The sequence below is a fragment of the Streptomyces sp. 8N706 genome, assembly GCF_052245415.1.
Lineage (GTDB): Bacteria > Actinomycetota > Actinomycetes > Streptomycetales > Streptomycetaceae > Streptomyces.
Map to the genome: position 1 here is coordinate 57,414 of NZ_JBQQBW010000005.1, position 17,722 is coordinate 75,135.

Here is a 17,722-nt window from a genome sequence, read left to right on the forward strand (position 1 = left end):
TCGCCAGGATGTGTGCGCATGTACGTACGAAATGCATCGCCGTGCGGCTCCACCGGGCGCGGCACGGCCACGACCCGGGATTCAGGTGAGGACGAGTGACGGCAGCCCCTGGCTCCACCGCGACGCCTGAAAGCGGTCGTCCCGAAGACGAGGACGAGTTTCCGGCCAAGAAGAGCCGTCGCGGCGGAAAGCGTGGGAAGAAGGGCCCCATGGCCCGGCTCGCGCTGTTCTACCGACAGATCATCGCGGAACTGCGCAAGGTCGTCTGGCCCACGCGCAGCCAGCTGACGACTTATACGACAGTCGTCATTGTCTTCGTTGTCATCATGATCGGTCTTGTAACCGTGATTGACTATGGATTCTCCGAGGCCGTCAAGTACGTCTTCGGCTGATCCCGCGGAGGGCGCCCGCGAGGTTTTCCTCCGCCTGTTCCACCCATTGAAGCCAGGAAGAAGCAGCCACCGTGTCTGACCCGAACCTGAACGACGCCGTCGAGCCCGTCGAGGGCGAAGAGGCTGCGGCGACGGCCGAGGCGGCCGTGGATGCCCCGGACACGGTCGATGAGGACCGGCTCGACGACGACGCACTGGACATCGTCGAAGGTGCCGACGAGGTCGACCTCGCCGAAGCTGCCGACGCCGCCGTGGGGGAGTCGGCCGAGAAGGCCGCCCTGCACATCGAGGACGACGCCGCCGCGCTCGCCGAGACCGACGAGGACGCCACCGCCGCCGGTGAGGAGGAGGCTCCGGCCGACCCGGTCGCGGCCCTCCGTGAGGAACTGCGCACCCTCCCGGGCGAGTGGTACGTGATCCACACCTACGCGGGTTACGAGAACCGCGTGAAGACCAACCTCGAGCAGCGTGCCGTATCGCTCAACGTCGAGGACTACATCTTCCAGGCCGAGGTGCCGCAGGAAGAGGTCGTCCAGATCAAGAACGGCGACCGCCGCACCGTCCGTCAGAACAAGCTCCCCGGCTACGTGCTGGTGCGCATGGACCTGACGAACGAGTCGTGGGGCGTCGTCCGGAACACCCCGGGCGTCACCGGCTTCGTGGGCAACGCCTACGACCCGTACCCGCTGACGCTGGACGAGATCGTCAAGATGCTCGCCCCGGAGGCCGAGGAGGCCGCCGCGAAGCAGGCCGCCGAGGAGGCCGGTGTCCCGGCGCCGAGCCGCAAGGTCGAGGTCCAGGTGCTGGACTTCGAGGTCGGCGACTCCGTCACCGTCACCGACGGCCCGTTCGCGACCCTCCAGGCGACGATCAACGAGATCAACGCCGACTCGAAGAAGGTCAAGGGCCTCGTCGAGATCTTCGGTCGCGAGACCCCGGTCGAGCTGAGCTTCGACCAGATCCAGAAGAACTGAGTCTCCGGACCCGGTTCTCCGGACCATCCGCCACCGACCAGGTCAGACCGGCTCTCGGCGTTCCCTCGTGGAATGCCGGGGGACTGTCTGACCTGCTCGGTTTTTGGCCGCACAGCTATACCCGCTATCGTTGTGCGGTATGCCTCCATCCGGATGATCCGGTTCGGAGGCGAAGAAACTCTCACTAGGACCCGGAGAGAGCATGCCTCCCAAGAAGAAGAAGGTCACGGGGCTGATCAAGCTCCAGATCCAGGCCGGTGCCGCCAACCCGGCTCCGCCGGTCGGCCCCGCGCTGGGCCAGCACGGCGTCAACATCATGGAGTTCTGCAAGGCCTACAACGCCGCGACCGAGTCGCAGCGTGGCATGGTCGTGCCGGTGGAGATCACGGTCTACGAGGACCGCTCCTTCACCTTCATCACCAAGACTCCGCCGGCCGCGAAGCTGATCCTCAAGGCCGCGGGTGTGGAGAAGGGCTCCGGCGAGCCGCACAAGACCAAGGTCGCCAAGATCACCCGCGACCAGGTCCGCGACATCGCCACTACCAAGATGCCCGACCTGAACGCCAACGACCTGGACGCCGCCGAGAAGATCATCTCCGGCACCGCCCGCTCCATGGGCATCACGGTCGAGGGCTGACAACCGCACCAACCCGGTGGTGAGGGCTGACAGCCGCACCACCGCTGTGGAGGGGCCACGCGCCGGCCCGTACCACAACTCCAAACGCCACGCGGCGCCAGCCGCATAAGTCACACTGGAGCAGCAGTGAAGCGCAGCAAGACTCTCCGCGCTGCGGACGCCAAGGTCGACGCGGAGCGCCTGTACGCCCCGCTCGAGGCCGTCCGTCTCGCCAAGGAGACCTCCGTTACGAAGTTCGACGCGACCGTCGAGGTCGCCATGCGTCTGGGCGTCGACCCGCGCAAGGCCGACCAGATGGTCCGTGGCACCGTGAACCTTCCGCACGGCACCGGTAAGACCGCCCGGGTCCTGGTCTTCGCGACCGGTGACCGTGCCGAGGCCGCGCGTGCCGCGGGCGCCGACATCGTCGGCGCCGACGAGCTCATCGACGAGGTGTCGAAGGGCCGCCTGGACTTCGACTCCGTCGTCGCCACCCCGGACCTCATGGGCAAGGTCGGCCGTCTGGGCCGCGTGCTCGGCCCCCGTGGTCTGATGCCGAACCCGAAGACCGGCACCGTGACCCCGGACGTGGCCAAGGCCGTGACCGAGATCAAGGGCGGCAAGATCGAGTTCCGTGTCGACAAGCACGCGAACCTCCACTTCATCATCGGCAAGGTCTCCTTCGACGAGACGAAGCTGGTGGAGAACTACGGCGCGGCGCTGGAGGAGGTCCTCCGTCTGAAGCCGTCCGCCGCCAAGGGCCGCTACATCAAGAAGGCGTCCCTGACCACCACCATGGGTCCCGGCATCCCGCTGGACGCCAACCGCACCCGCAACCTCCTCGTCGAGGAGGACCCCGCCTCCGTCTGATCCGGAAGGATCCAGGCAGCGGCGGCGCGTACACGTCGGGCCGGGCCCCGTACCTCCCCGGAGGTACGGGGCCCGGCCCGTTCACGCAACGCCGCCCCCGGCCCAGCCGGGGGGATCGATTTGCCTGCCCGCGGGCGGTCCGCGTAAGCTGCCCGAGTAGCCAAAGACCGCTGGTCGTTGCCGGGTGCCTTGACGGGCATACGGTGGCCGAAGGATCCGCTTCCGCGGACGGCCCGTGCAGGTGAATGAGGATGGAACTCCCGCGAGACCTCCGGGTCCCTGCGGTCGAGTCACGCCCCGTGCACCTGCACCGGGGCGTTTCGCTTTGTGCAGCCCCCTTCCTGCTTCTCTTCCGAAGGCTCATGACAGAGCCCGGGCGGAGCGAAGCGCAGTGTGCCCGATGTGGGCGGTCCGGCTGCTTTGCTTCCAAAGGCTTGAACAGAGCACGGACGGAGCGAAGAGACGTGTCGCGGCTGATCGGAAGGTCAGTCGAGGATCATCACCCGGAAGGAGGCCGAGGCTCATGGCGAGGCCCGACAAGGCTGCCGCGGTTGCCGAGCTGACGGACAAGTTCCGCAGCTCGAGCGCCGCCGTGCTGACCGAGTACCGCGGTCTCACCGTGGCTCAGCTCAAGGAGCTGCGCCGTTCGCTCGGTGAGAACGCCCAGTACGCCGTGGTGAAGAACACGCTGACCAAGATTGCGGCCAATGAGGCCGGGATCAACCAGCTCGACGACCTGTTCGCGGGTCCGACGGCTGTTGCCTTCGTCACCGGTGACCCGGTGGAGTCGGCCAAGGGTCTCCGTGACTTCGCCAAGGAAAACCCGAACCTCATCATCAAGGGCGGTGTCCTTGACGGCAAGGCGCTGTCCGCCGATGAGATCAAGAAGCTCGCGGACCTCGAGTCCCGCGAGGTGCTGCTCGCCAAGCTTGCCGGTGGCATGAAGGCGTCCATGGCCAAGGCCGCGGCGACCTTCCAGGCCCCGCTCTCGAAGTTCGTCCGCACCGCGGACGCCCTTCGCGGCAAGGTCGAGCAGGGCGGTGCCGGTACGCCGGCTCCCGCCGAGGCCGAGGCGGCGGAGTAACTCTCCTCGTTCGGTCGCAGCGGGCCCGTACGCCCGCCGACATGTACATCCGGCACCAGCCGAATTAGTGGAAGGACCGCCACCATGGCGAAGCTCAGCCAGGACGAGCTGCTCGAGCAGTTCAGCGAGATGACCCTCATCGAGCTCTCCGAGTTCGTGAAGGCCTTCGAGGAGAAGTTCGACGTCGAGGCCGCCGCCCCGGTCGCCGTCGCCGCCGCCGGCGCCCCGGGTGCCCCGGCCGCCGAGGCCGCCGAGGAGAAGGACGAGTTCGACGTCGTCCTCACCGGCGCCGGCGACAAGAAGATCCAGGTCATCAAGGTCGTGCGTGAGCTGACCTCCCTGGGTCTGAAGGAGGCCAAGGACCTCGTCGACGGCACTCCGAAGCCGGTCCTCGAGAAGGTCAGCAAGGAGGCCGCCGAGAAGGCTGCCGAGTCCCTCAAGGCCGCCGGCGCGGCTGTCGAGGTCAAGTGACCTTCCGGGTCATCTGACACCGGACCCTGGGGCCGCGGGGGCGTCGGACACCGGCGCCACCACCCCGGTGAACCCGGTCGTATCGAGAGCGATCACCCATAAGGTTGGTCGCTCTCGGTCGTTCCCGCAGCGGTTCCCTTGCCTCTCGCCCAGCGGCGGGTATGGTGATCTTCGTTGTCCGGCCTGAGGGCCCCGCGAGGATCCCGCCGGGGTGGGGGGCCTTGACGAACGGCACGCAGCGCGCAATTCTCAGGACGCGTCTTCCGCCGATCCAGGATCCGAGGCATGGATCGCAGACGAAGAGGGAAGTATCGATTTGCGCTTCCAGCGCGTGGCTTGCCGCAGGATGAAGAACAACGAGGGGGCGACCCCTCACCGGAGGGAGAGATTGGCTCTGCCGGTCTCCACGAATCCGCTCTGGACATCAGTGGGCCAAGTGGCTACACTGACCCTTTGCGCTGCCTGTTAGCTGCTCCCTGCCCGTCACCAGGGGCACGCCCACGTTCGAGCATTACTGAATGAAGATCCCTCACCTGGGATTTCTCTCTGTGTGTGCGGACTGGACCGGTACGCGCGTAGTGAGTCCGAGCCCTCGGAAGGACCCCCTCTTGGCCGCCTCGCGCAACGCCTCGACTGCCAATACGAACAACGGCGCCAGCACCGCCCCGCTGCGCATCTCCTTTGCGAAGATCAAGGAGCCCCTCGAGGTTCCGAACCTCCTTGCGCTGCAAACCGAGAGCTTCGACTGGCTGCTCGGCAATGCCGCCTGGAAGGCTCGTGTCGAGTCGGCCCTGGAGAGTGGACAGGACGTCCCCACCAAGTCCGGTCTGGAGGAGATCTTCGAAGAGATCTCGCCGATCGAGGACTTCTCCGGGTCGATGTCGCTGACCTTCCGCGATCACCGCTTCGAGCCGCCGAAGAACTCCATCGACGAGTGCAAGGAGCGCGACTTCACGTACGCGGCGCCGCTCTTCGTCACCGCCGAGTTCACCAACAACGAGACCGGTGAGATCAAGTCCCAGACGGTCTTCATGGGCGACTTCCCGCTCATGACCCCCAAGGGCACCTTCTGCATCAATGGCACCGAGCGTGTCGTCGTGTCGCAGCTGGTCCGCTCGCCGGGCGTCTACTTCGACAGCTCCATCGACAAGACGTCCGACAAGGACATCTTCTCGGCCAAGGTCATCCCGTCCCGGGGTGCCTGGCTGGAGCTCGAGGTCGACAAGCGCGACATGGTCGGTGTCCGCATCGACCGCAAGCGCAAGCAGTCCGTGACCGTGCTCCTGAAGGCTCTCGGCTGGACCACCGAGCAGATCCTCGAGGAGTTCGGCCAGTACGAGTCGATGCGCGCCACCCTGGAGAAGGACCACACCCAGGGCCAGGACGACGCGCTGCTCGACATCTACCGCAAGCTGCGTCCGGGGGAGCCGCCGACGCGCGAGGCCGCGCAGACCCTGCTCGAGAACCTCTACTTCAACCCCAAGCGCTACGACCTCGCGAAGGTCGGCCGCTACAAGGTGAACAAGAAGCTCGGCGGGGACGAGCCGCTCGACGCGGGCGTGCTGACCACGGACGATGTCATCGCGACCATCAAGTACCTGGTCAAGCTGCACGCCGGTGAGACCGAGACGATCGGTGAGAACGGCCAGACGATCGTCGTCGAGACCGACGACATCGACCACTTCGGCAACCGTCGTCTGCGCAACGTCGGCGAGCTCATCCAGAACCAGGTCCGTACGGGTCTGGCCAGGATGGAGCGTGTCGTCCGCGAGCGGATGACCACCCAGGACGTCGAGGCGATCACGCCGCAGACCCTGATCAACATCCGGCCGGTCGTCGCCTCCATCAAGGAGTTCTTCGGCACCAGCCAGCTGTCGCAGTTCATGGACCAGACCAACCCGCTGTCGGGCCTGACCCACAAGCGCCGTCTGTCGGCGCTGGGCCCCGGTGGTCTGAGCCGTGAGCGGGCGGGCTTCGAGGTCCGTGACGTCCACCCGTCGCACTACGGCCGCATGTGTCCGATCGAGACGCCGGAAGGCCCGAACATCGGTCTGATCGGCTCCCTCGCCTCCTACGGCCGGGTCAATGCGTTCGGCTTCGTCGAGACGCCGTACCGCAAGGTCGTCGAGGGCCAGGTCACCGACGAGGTGCACTACCTGACCGCCGACGAGGAGGACCGCTTCGTCATCGCGCAGGCCAACGCCCCGCTGACGGACGACCTCCGCTTCGCCGAGGGCCGTGTCCTGGTCCGCCGCCGTGGTGGCGAGGTCGACTACATCCCGGGCGACGAGGTCGACTACATGGACGTCTCGCCGCGCCAGATGGTGTCGGTCGCGACCGCCATGATCCCGTTCCTCGAGCACGACGACGCCAACCGCGCGCTCATGGGATCGAACATGATGCGCCAGGCCGTGCCGCTCATCAAGGCCGAGGCCCCGCTGGTCGGCACCGGCATGGAGTACCGCTGCGCGGTCGACGCCGGTGACGTCATCAAGGCCGAGAAGCCCGGCGTGGTCCAGGAGGTCTCCGCGGACTACGTCACCGTCGCCAACGACGACGGCACGTACACCACCTACCGGGTGGCGAAGTTCTCCCGCTCCAACCAGGGCACCTCCTTCAACCAGAAGGTCGTCGTCGACGAGGGCGCGCGCGTCATCGAGGGCCAGGTCCTCGCCGACGGGCCGTCCACGGACGAGGGCGAGATGGCGCTCGGCAAGAACCTCCTCGTGGCGTTCATGCCGTGGGAGGGCCACAACTACGAGGACGCGATCATCCTCAGCCAGCGTCTGGTGCAGGACGACGTCCTCTCCTCGATCCACATCGAGGAGCACGAGGTCGACGCCCGTGACACCAAGCTCGGCCCCGAGGAGATCACCCGGGACATTCCCAACGTCTCCGAGGAGGTCCTCGCGGACCTCGACGAGCGCGGCATCATCCGTATCGGTGCCGAGGTCGTCGCCGGCGACATCCTGGTCGGCAAGGTCACCCCGAAGGGTGAGACCGAGCTGACCCCGGAGGAGCGGCTGCTCCGCGCGATCTTCGGTGAGAAGGCCCGTGAGGTCCGTGACACCTCGCTGAAGGTGCCGCACGGCGAGACCGGCAAGGTCATCGGCGTCCGGGTCTTCGACCGCGAGGAGGGCGACGAGCTGCCCCCGGGCGTGAACCAGCTGGTCCGCGTCTACGTCGCCCAGAAGCGCAAGATCACCGACGGTGACAAGCTCGCCGGCCGTCACGGCAACAAGGGCGTCATCTCGAAGATCCTGCCGGTCGAGGACATGCCGTTCCTGGAGGACGGCACCCCGGTCGACATCATCCTCAACCCGCTGGGTGTCCCGTCCCGAATGAACCCGGGACAGGTCCTGGAGATCCACCTGGGCTGGCTCGCCTCCCAGGGCTGGAAGGTCGAGGGCAACGACGACTGGATGCAGCGCCTCCAGGCGATCGGCGCCGACGAGGTCGCCCCCGGCACCAACGTCGCCACCCCGGTGTTCGACGGTGCGCGCGAGGACGAGATCGCCGGTCTCTTCGAGGCGACGGTCCCGAACCGGGACGGCGAGCGGATGGTCCTTCCGTCCGGCAAGGCACGGCTGTTCGACGGCCGCTCCGGTGAGCCGTTCCCGGACCCGATCTCCGTCGGGTTCATGTACATCCTCAAGCTGCACCACCTGGTCGACGACAAGCTGCACGCCCGGTCGACCGGTCCGTACTCGATGATCACCCAGCAGCCGCTGGGTGGTAAGGCCCAGTTCGGTGGCCAGCGCTTCGGTGAGATGGAGGTGTGGGCGCTGGAGGCATACGGCGCCGCGTACGCCCTCCAGGAGCTGCTGACCATCAAGTCCGACGACGTCACCGGCCGCGTGAAGGTCTACGAGGCCATCGTCAAGGGCGAGAACATCCCTGAGCCCGGCATCCCCGAGTCCTTCAAGGTGCTCATCAAGGAGATGCAGTCCCTGTGCCTCAACGTGGAGGTGCTGTCCTCGGACGGCATGTCCATCGAGATGCGCGACACCGACGAGGACGTCTTCCGCGCTGCGGAGGAGCTCGGCATCGACCTGTCCCGGCGCGAGCCGAGCAGCGTCGAAGAGGTCTGACGGGTCTGGCCGGGACCTCCTCGTGAGGTCCCGGCTAACCCCGGACCCCAGTCAGACCATTGAAGACTCGACCCCGAAAGAGGGATTGACGACAAGTGCTCGACGTCAACTTCTTCGACGAGCTGCGGATCGGCCTCGCCACTGCTGACGACATCCGTCAGTGGTCGCACGGTGAGGTCAAGAAGCCGGAGACCATCAACTACCGCACCCTCAAGCCCGAAAAGGACGGACTCTTCTGCGAGAAGATCTTCGGTCCGACCCGGGACTGGGAGTGCTACTGCGGGAAGTACAAGCGCGTCCGCTTCAAGGGCATCATCTGTGAGCGCTGCGGCGTCGAGGTCACTCGCGCCAAGGTGCGCCGTGAGCGGATGGGCCACATCGAGCTGGCCGCTCCCGTCACGCACATCTGGTACTTCAAGGGCGTTCCGTCGCGGCTGGGCTACCTGCTCGACCTCGCCCCGAAGGACCTCGAGAAGGTCATCTACTTCGCCGCCTACATGATCACGTGGGTGGACGAGGAGCGCCGTACGCGCGACCTGCCCTCGCTGGAGGCCCATGTCTCCGTCGAGCGCCAGCAGGTCGAGCAGCGCCGCGACGCCGACCTGGAGGCCCGTGCCAAGAAGCTCGAGGCCGACCTGGCCGAGCTCGAGGCCGAGGGCGCCAAGGCCGATGTGCGCCGCAAGGTGCGCGAGGGTGCCGAGCGTGAGATGAAGCAGCTGCGCGACCGTGCGCAGCGCGAGATCGACCGTCTCGACGAGGTGTGGAGCCGCTTCAAGAACCTCAAGGTCCAGGACCTCGAGGGTGACGAGCTGCTCTACCGCGAGCTGCGTGACCGCTTCGGCACGTACTTCGACGGCTCCATGGGCGCCGCCGCCCTGCAGAAGCGCCTGGAGACCTTCAACCTCGACGAGGAGGCCGAGCGCCTCCGCGAGATCATCCGGACCGGCAAGGGCCAGAAGAAGACCCGTGCGCTCAAGCGCCTCAAGGTCGTCTCCGCCTTCCTGCAGACCAGCAACAGCCCCAAGGGCATGGTGCTGGACTGCGTTCCGGTGATCCCGCCGGACCTGCGTCCGATGGTGCAGCTGGACGGTGGCCGCTTCGCGACCTCCGACCTGAACGACCTGTACCGCCGTGTCATCAACCGGAACAACCGCCTCAAGCGGCTTCTCGACCTCGGCGCCCCCGAGATCATCGTGAACAACGAGAAGCGGATGCTGCAGGAGGCCGTCGACGCGCTGTTCGACAACGGCCGCCGCGGCCGTCCGGTGACCGGTCCGGGCAACCGCCCGCTGAAGTCGCTGTCCGACATGCTCAAGGGCAAGCAGGGCCGCTTCCGTCAGAACCTGCTCGGTAAGCGCGTCGACTACTCGGCCCGTTCGGTCATCGTCGTCGGCCCGCAGCTCAAGCTGCACCAGTGCGGTCTGCCGAAGGCGATGGCGCTGGAGCTCTTCAAGCCGTTCGTGATGAAGCGCCTGGTGGACCTCAACCACGCGCAGAACATCAAGTCGGCGAAGCGCATGGTCGAGCGTGGCCGTACGGTCGTGTACGACGTGCTGGAAGAGGTCATCGCCGAGCACCCGGTGCTGCTCAACCGTGCGCCGACCCTGCACCGTCTGGGCATCCAGGCCTTCGAGCCGCAGCTGGTCGAGGGCAAGGCCATTCAGATTCACCCGCTCGTCTGCACCGCGTTCAACGCGGACTTCGACGGTGACCAGATGGCCGTACACCTGCCGCTGTCCGCGGAGGCCCAGGCCGAGGCCCGCATCCTGATGCTGTCCTCGAACAACATCCTCAAGCCGGCGGACGGCCGTCCGGTCACCATGCCGACGCAGGACATGGTGCTCGGTCTGTTCTTCCTCACCACCGACGAGGAGGAGCGCGAGGTCGTCGGTGAGGGCCGGTCCTTCGGCTCCACCGCCGAGGCGATCATGGCGTTCGACGCCCGGGAGCTCTCGCTCCAGGCGAAGGTCGACATTCGCTTCCCGATCGGCACCGTCCCGCCGCGTGGCTGGACCCCGCCGGTTCCGGAGGAGGGTGAGCCGGAGTGGCAGCAGGGTGACAGCTTCCGGCTGCGGACGACCCTGGGCCGTGCGCTCTTCAACGAGCTGCTGCCCGAGGACTACCCGTTCGTGGACTACTCGGTGGGCAAGAAGCAGCTCTCCGAGATCGTCAACGACCTGGCCGAGCGCTACCCCAAGGTCATCGTGGCGGCGACGCTCGACAACCTGAAGGCGGCGGGCTTCCACTGGGCCACCCGTTCCGGTGTCACCGTGGCCATCTCCGACGTCGTCGTCCCGGCGGCGAAGAAGGAGATCGTCGCGGGCTACGAGGCGCAGGACGAGAAGGTCCAGAAGCAGTACGAGCGCGGTCTGATCACCAAGGACGAGCGCACGCAGGAGCTCATCGCGATCTGGACCAAGGCGACCAACGAGGTCGCCGAGGCGATGAACGCGAACTTCCCGAAGACGAACCCCATCTTCATGATGGTCGACTCGGGTGCGCGCGGAAACATGATGCAGATGCGTCAGATCGCGGGTATGCGTGGTCTGGTGTCCAACGCGAAGAACGAGACCATCCCGCGGCCCATCAAGGCGTCGTTCCGTGAGGGTCTCTCCGTGCTGGAGTACTTCATCTCCACCCACGGTGCCCGTAAGGGTCTCGCGGACACCGCTCTGCGTACCGCCGACTCGGGTTACCTGACCCGTCGTCTGGTGGACGTCTCGCAGGACGTGATCATTCGCGAGGAGGACTGCGGCACCGAGCGCGGCCTCAAGCTGACGATCGCCTCCAAGGACGCCGAGGGCGTGCTCCGCAAGGCGGACGACGTCGAGACCAGCGTGTACGCCCGTATGCTCGCCGAGGATGTCGTCGTCGACGGCAAGGTGATCGCGCCGGCCAATGTCGACCTGGGCGATGTCCTCATCGACCAGCTCGTGCGGCACGGCGTCGAGACGGTCAAGACCCGCTCGGTCCTGACCTGCGAGTCCGCGGTCGGCACCTGTGCGTACTGCTACGGCCGTTCGCTGGCCACCGGCAAGCTGGTCGACATCGGTGAGGCCGTCGGCATCATCGCGGCCCAGTCCATTGGTGAGCCCGGTACCCAGCTGACGATGCGTACCTTCCACACCGGTGGTGTGGCCGGTGACGACATCACCCAGGGTCTGCCCCGTGTCGTCGAGCTCTTCGAGGCTCGTACGCCCAAGGGTGTCGCCCCGATCTCGGAGGCGGCGGGCCGCGTCCGGATCGAGGAGACCGAGAAGACCAAGAAGCTGGTCGTCACCCCGGACGACGGCTCCGACGAGACGGCGTACCCGATCTCGAAGCGTGCCCGTCTGCTGGTGGGCGAGGGTGACCACGTCGAGGTGGGCCAGAAGCTCACCGTGGGTGCCACCAACCCGCACGACGTGCTGCGGATCCTCGGCCAGCGCGCTGTCCAGGTCCACCTGGTCGGCGAGGTGCAGAAGGTCTACAACTCGCAGGGTGTGTCGATCCACGACAAGCACATCGAGATCATCATCCGGCAGATGCTGCGCCGGGTGACGATCATCGAGTCCGGCGACGCGGAGCTGCTGCCGGGCGAGCTCGTGGAGCGCTCGCGCTTCGAGGGTGAGAACCGTCGTGTGGTGCAGGAAGGCGGCCACCCGGCCTCCGGCCGTCCGCAGCTGATGGGTATCACCAAGGCCTCGCTGGCGACCGAGTCGTGGCTGTCGGCGGCGTCCTTCCAGGAGACGACCCGGGTGCTCACCGACGCGGCGATCAATGCCAAGTCGGACTCCCTGATCGGCCTCAAGGAGAACGTGATCATCGGTAAGCTCATCCCGGCCGGTACGGGTCTGTCCCGCTACCGCAACATCCGGGTCGAGCCGACCGAGGAGGCGAAGGCCGCGATGTACTCGGCCGTCGGTTACGACGACATCGACTACTCGCCCTTCGGCACGGGCTCCGGCCAGGCGGTCCCGCTGGAGGACTACGACTACGGCCCGTACAACCAGTAGGAGCCGGTCGAACGCTCACAGGGCGGCCATCCCGCGAGGGGTGGCCGCCCTGCGGCGTTCCATGGGGGCGGTCGTCACCCTCGTCCACGGCTCGTACCCACGGCCTCGAGGCGGGAGGGGACAAGTCCGGCGTGTCGGGGCCGACGGCATTTGTTTTGACCGAAGTCGATGAGGTAGGTACGCTCAGACCTTGTGCCTGGGGTGTGCCCGGGTTCTTGTGCGTGCAGTCCCCCGCCTTCGGCCGGAGAGTGCACCCAGCACGGGATACCGAGGCCGATACGCCGATCACATGCGCTTCTTCCGTTCGCGGGAAACGTATGGGGTCCGCGACACACCCGACCACGTGGGTCGGACAATCCTCAGGTTAGCTTTACTAGACGGCACACAGAAACCGGAGAAACGGTGCCTACGATCCAGCAGCTGGTCCGCAAGGGCCGGCAGGACAAGGTCGAGAAGAACAAGACGCCCGCACTCGAGGGTTCCCCTCAGCGCCGCGGCGTCTGCACGCGCGTGTTCACCACCACCCCGAAGAAGCCGAACTCGGCCCTGCGTAAGGTCGCGCGTGTGCGTCTGACCAGCGGGATCGAGGTCACCGCTTACATCCCGGGTGAGGGGCACAACCTGCAGGAGCACTCCATCGTGCTCGTGCGTGGCGGTCGTGTGAAGGACCTGCCGGGTGTTCGTTACAAGATCATCCGCGGTTCGCTCGACACCCAGGGTGTCAAGAACCGCAAGCAGGCCCGCAGCCGCTACGGCGCCAAGAAGGAGAAGTAAGAATGCCTCGTAAGGGCCCCGCCCCGAAGCGCCCGGTCATCATCGACCCGGTCTACGGCTCTCCTCTTGTCACCTCGCTGATCAACAAGGTGCTGCTGAACGGCAAGCGTTCCACCGCCGAGCGCATCGTGTACGGCGCCATGGAGGGTCTGCGCGAGAAGACCGGCAACGACCCGGTCATCACGCTCAAGCGCGCGCTCGAGAACATCAAGCCGACGCTCGAGGTCAAGTCCCGCCGTGTCGGTGGCGCCACCTACCAGGTGCCGGTCGAGGTCAAGCCCGGCCGCGCCTCCACCCTCGCTCTCCGCTGGCTCGTGGGCTACTCCCGCGCCCGTCGTGAGAAGACCATGACCGAGCGCCTCATGAACGAGCTGCTGGACGCCAGCAACGGTCTGGGCGCCTCCGTCAAGCGTCGCGAGGACACCCACAAGATGGCCGAGTCCAACAAGGCCTTCGCGCACTACCGCTGGTAGTCGCTACCCCATCGAGATCCGAGAGAAGACTGAGCCATATGGCCACCACTTCACTTGACCTGGCCAAGGTCCGCAACATCGGGATCATGGCCCACATCGACGCGGGCAAGACGACCACCACCGAGCGGATCCTGTTCTACACCGGCGTTTCGTACAAGATCGGTGAGGTCCACGACGGCGCCGCCACGATGGACTGGATGGAGCAGGAGCAGGAGCGCGGCATCACCATCACGTCCGCCGCGACGACCTGTCACTGGCCGCTCGAGAACGTCGACCACACCATCAACATCATCGACACCCCGGGCCACGTCGACTTCACGGTCGAGGTGGAGCGCTGCCTGCGCGTCCTCGACGGTGCCGTGACGGTGTTCGACGGTGTCGCCGGTGTCGAGCCCCAGTCCGAGACGGTGTGGCGTCAGGCTGACCGCTACGGCGTCCCCCGCATCTGCTTCATCAACAAGCTCGACCGCACCGGCGCCGAGTTCCACCGCTGCGTCGACATGATCGTCGACCGTCTCGGTGCGACCCCGCTGGTGATGCAGCTCCCGATCGGCGCCGAGGCCGACTTCAAGGGCGTTGTCGACCTCGTCACCATGAAGGCCCTGGTGTGGTCCGCCGAGGCCACCAAGGGCGAGATGTACGACACCGTCGACATCCCGGACACCCACATCGAGGCTGCCGAGGAGTGGCGCGGCAAGCTGCTCGAGGCCGTCGCCGAGAACGACGAAGAGATGATGGAGCTGTACCTCGAGGGCGAGGAGCCCACCGAGGAGCAGCTGTACGCGGCGATCCGCCGTATCACCATCAACTCCGGCAAGGGCGGCGACACCACGGTCACCCCGGTGTTCTGCGGTACCGCGTTCAAGAACAAGGGTGTCCAGCCGCTGCTCGACGCCGTTGTGCGCTACCTGCCCTCCCCGATCGACATCGAGGCGATCGAGGGGCACGCGGTCAGCAACCCGGACGAGGTCGTCACGCGCAAGCCGTCCGAGGACGAGCCGCTGTCCGCGCTGGCGTTCAAGATCGCGAGCGACCCGCACCTCGGCAAGCTCACCTTCGTCCGGGTCTACTCGGGCCGCCTGGAGTCCGGCACGCAGGTGCAGAACTCCGTGAAGGGCAAGAAGGAGCGCATCGGCAAGATCTACCGGATGCACGCGAACAAGCGTGAGGAGATCGACAGCGTGGGTGCCGGCGACATCATCGCCGTCATGGGTCTGAAGCAGACCACCACGGGCGAGACCCTCTGCGACGCGTCGAACCCGGTGATCCTCGAGTCCATGAACTTCCCGGCTCCGGTGATCCAGGTCGCCATCGAGCCGAAGTCCAAGGGCGACCAGGAGAAGCTGGGTGTCGCCATCCAGCGGCTGGCCGAGGAGGACCCGTCCTTCCAGGTCCACACCGACGAGGAGACCGGCCAGACCATCATCGCGGGTATGGGCGAGCTGCACCTCGACGTGCTGGTCGACCGTATGAAGCGGGAGTTCCGGGTCGAGGCCAACGTCGGTAAGCCGCAGGTCGCTTACCGCGAGACGCTCCGTAAGGCCGTCGAGCGGATCGACTACACGCACAAGAAGCAGACTGGTGGTTCCGGCCAGTTCGCGAAGGTGCAGATCGCGCTGGAGCCCCTCGAGGGCGACGGCTACGAGTTCGAGAACAAGGTCACCGGTGGCCGTATCCCGCGGGAGTACATCCCGTCCGTGGACGCGGGCTGCCAGGAGGCCATGGAGTTCGGCGTGCTGGCGGGCTACCCGCTCACCGGCGTGAAGGTGACGCTGATCGACGGCGCCTACCACGACGTCGACTCCTCCGAGCTCGCGTTCAAGATCGCCGGTTCCATGGCGTTCAAGGAGGGTGCTCGCAAGGCGTCGCCGGCTCTGCTGGAGCCGATGATGGCCGTCGAGGTCACCACCCCCGAGGACTACATGGGCGACGTGATCGGCGACATCAACTCCCGTCGTGGTCAGATCCAGTCCATGGAGGACCGGAGCGGCGCCAAGCTCGTCAAGGGTCTGGTTCCGCTGTCGGAGATGTTCGGCTACGTCGGCGACCTGCGCAGCAAGACCTCCGGTCGCGCCAGCTACTCCATGCAGTTCGACTCCTACGCCGAGGTTCCGCGGAACGTGGCCGAGGAGATCATCGCGAAGGCCAAGGGCGAGTAGCACCCGCTGCTCAGCGTTTAGGCTGGAGCAAAGGCATCCGGGCATTCCGTCGCAGACCGCACAGCGGTCCGGGGCGGGCCCGGGCGCCGGCCCCCAAGCGAATACGGCCAAGGGCGTCCCCTCGGGGTCCTGGTCGGTTCGGTAAGACCACCTGAACCCATCCGTAAAGAGCGGGTGGAGTACAGCACCAGTCCACAGGAGGACCCCAGTGGCGAAGGCGAAGTTCGAGCGGACTAAGCCGCACGTCAACATCGGCACCATCGGTCACATCGACCACGGTAAGACCACTCTTACCGCGGCGATCACCAAGGTGCTGCACGACGCGTACCCGGAGCTGAACGAGGCCTCGGCTTTCGACCAGATCGACAAGGCTCCTGAGGAGCGCCAGCGCGGTATTACGATCTCCATCGCGCACGTCGAGTACCAGACCGAGTCGCGTCACTACGCCCACGTTGACTGCCCGGGTCACGCGGACTACATCAAGAACATGATCACCGGTGCGGCGCAGATGGACGGCGCCATCCTCGTGGTCGCCGCCACCGACGGCCCGATGCCGCAGACCAAGGAGCACGTGCTCCTGGCCCGCCAGGTCGGTGTTCCGTACATCGTCGTCGCCCTGAACAAGGCCGACATGGTGGACGACGAGGAGATCCTGGAGCTCGTCGAGCTCGAGGTCCGTGAGCTCCTCTCCGAGTACGAGTTCCCGGGTGACGAGGTTCCGGTCGTCAAGGTCTCGGCGCTCAAGGCGCTCGAGGGCGACAAGGAGTGGGGCGAGTCCGTCCTCAACCTGATGAAGGCCGTCGACGAGTCGATCCCGACTCCGGAGCGTGACGTCGACAAGCCGTTCCTGATGCCGATCGAGGACGTCTTCACCATCACCGGCCGCGGCACGGTCGTCACCGGCCGTATCGAGCGTGGTGTCCTCAAGGTCAACGAGACCGTCGACATCATCGGCATCAAGCAGGACAAGACCACCACCACGGTCACCGGTATCGAGATGTTCCGCAAGCTGCTCGACGAGGGCCAGGCCGGTGAGAACGTCGGTCTGCTGCTCCGCGGCATCAAGCGTGAGGACGTCGAGCGCGGCCAGGTCATCATCAAGCCGGGTTCGGTCACCCCGCACACCGAGTTCGAGGCCCAGGCCTACATCCTGTCGAAGGACGAGGGTGGTCGCCACACCCCGTTCTTCAACAACTACCGCCCGCAGTTCTACTTCCGTACCACGGACGTGACCGGCGTGGTGACCCTCCCCGAGGGCACCGAGATGGTCATGCCGGGCGACAACACCACCATGTCCGTCCAGCTGATCCAGCCGGTCGCCATGGAGGAGGGCCTGAAGTTCGCCATCCGTGAGGGTGGCCGGACCGTCGGCGCCGGCCAGGTCACCAAGATCGTCAAGTAATTGACACGCTGCGTGATCCGGTAGCTCGGCAGAGCGCCTGAGAGGAGCCCCGCCCACCGTCAGGTGGGCGGGGCTCCTTGACAGTTGGGTCCGATTGGCCTTTGGAGTCCCAGGTATGGCACACTGTCCAGGTTGCTCGGTTGAGTGCCGATGCTGCGCGCCTCCCGCCGGGAGGACTGGAAGCGAGTCCCGCAGTACTCGTCGTCCCATGTATTACATCGCGAGATGTAGGGGCGGAAGTACGGGAATCTTCCGGGAAGCGTCAGCGGGGTTCCAGCCAGGCACCCGGTGGGTGTCTTCCCCCGGCCAGCGGTTTCGGCGCCGCGCCCCTTAGCAGGGAAATCCTTTCGGGGTTCTCCTTGAGAAGGATTGCGACACGCCCGACCGCGTGGGTCGGAGGGGGCGGGGCCTTCCCACAAGG

The 17,722-nt window shown here is 66.3% G+C and carries 12 protein-coding genes; all 12 read left to right on the forward strand.

Annotated elements, in window-relative coordinates:
• The first annotated feature begins 95 nt into the window (after nucleotides 1-95).
• The 12 genes from secE (at nucleotide 96) to tuf (ending at nucleotide 17,301) form a co-directional block, all read left to right on the forward strand.
• Nucleotides 96-392, forward strand: coding sequence for a preprotein translocase subunit SecE (gene secE, locus ACTWQE_RS03755; RefSeq protein ID WP_443327344.1), 297 nt, complete (start codon nucleotides 96-98; stop codon nucleotides 390-392).
• Between the two features lie 71 nt (nucleotides 393-463).
• Nucleotides 464-1,366 (forward strand): transcription termination/antitermination protein NusG, encoded by a 903-nt coding sequence (gene nusG / locus ACTWQE_RS03760; protein WP_443327345.1) that lies wholly within the window; start codon nucleotides 464-466, stop codon nucleotides 1,364-1,366.
• 202 nt (nucleotides 1,367-1,568) lie between these two features.
• Entirely contained in the window at nucleotides 1,569-2,003 is a 435-nt protein-coding gene (gene rplK / locus ACTWQE_RS03765; RefSeq protein WP_443327346.1) for a 50S ribosomal protein L11, read from the forward strand.
• Between the two features lie 126 nt (nucleotides 2,004-2,129).
• On the forward strand, nucleotides 2,130-2,852 hold the full coding sequence (rplA, locus tag ACTWQE_RS03770) for a 50S ribosomal protein L1 (RefSeq protein ID WP_443327347.1): 723 nt from the start codon (nucleotides 2,130-2,132) through the stop codon (nucleotides 2,850-2,852).
• A 523-nt stretch (nucleotides 2,853-3,375) separates the two neighbouring features.
• Nucleotides 3,376-3,936, forward strand: coding sequence for a 50S ribosomal protein L10 (rplJ, locus tag ACTWQE_RS03775; protein WP_443327348.1), 561 nt, complete (start codon nucleotides 3,376-3,378; stop codon nucleotides 3,934-3,936).
• A gap of 84 nt (nucleotides 3,937-4,020) precedes the next feature.
• On the forward strand, nucleotides 4,021-4,407 hold the full coding sequence (rplL, locus tag ACTWQE_RS03780) for a 50S ribosomal protein L7/L12 (protein ID WP_443327349.1): 387 nt from the start codon (nucleotides 4,021-4,023) through the stop codon (nucleotides 4,405-4,407).
• 608 nt (nucleotides 4,408-5,015) lie between these two features.
• The gene (gene rpoB, locus ACTWQE_RS03785) at nucleotides 5,016-8,498 is read left to right on the forward strand and encodes a DNA-directed RNA polymerase subunit beta (protein ID WP_443327350.1); all 3,483 of its coding nucleotides are present in this window, start codon (nucleotides 5,016-5,018) and stop codon (nucleotides 8,496-8,498) included.
• A 95-nt stretch (nucleotides 8,499-8,593) separates the two neighbouring features.
• Nucleotides 8,594-12,493, forward strand: a complete 3,900-nt coding sequence (locus ACTWQE_RS03790; protein ID WP_443327351.1) for a DNA-directed RNA polymerase subunit beta' — start codon at nucleotides 8,594-8,596, stop codon at nucleotides 12,491-12,493.
• Between the two features lie 402 nt (nucleotides 12,494-12,895).
• Nucleotides 12,896-13,267 (forward strand): 30S ribosomal protein S12, encoded by a 372-nt coding sequence (gene rpsL / locus ACTWQE_RS03795; RefSeq protein WP_003948652.1) that lies wholly within the window; start codon nucleotides 12,896-12,898, stop codon nucleotides 13,265-13,267.
• Nucleotides 13,268-13,269: 2 nt separating this feature from the next.
• Complete coding sequence (rpsG, locus tag ACTWQE_RS03800) at nucleotides 13,270-13,740, forward strand: 30S ribosomal protein S7 (RefSeq protein WP_019707816.1); 471 nt, start codon at nucleotides 13,270-13,272, stop codon at nucleotides 13,738-13,740.
• Nucleotides 13,741-13,778: 38 nt separating this feature from the next.
• Nucleotides 13,779-15,899: an elongation factor G gene (fusA, locus tag ACTWQE_RS03805; protein ID WP_443327352.1), complete on the forward strand. Its 2,121-nt coding sequence runs from the start codon at nucleotides 13,779-13,781 to the stop codon at nucleotides 15,897-15,899.
• A gap of 208 nt (nucleotides 15,900-16,107) precedes the next feature.
• Nucleotides 16,108-17,301, forward strand: a complete 1,194-nt coding sequence (gene tuf / locus ACTWQE_RS03810) for an elongation factor Tu (RefSeq protein WP_443327353.1) — start codon at nucleotides 16,108-16,110, stop codon at nucleotides 17,299-17,301.
• Nucleotides 17,302-17,722: the final 421 nt, after the last annotated feature.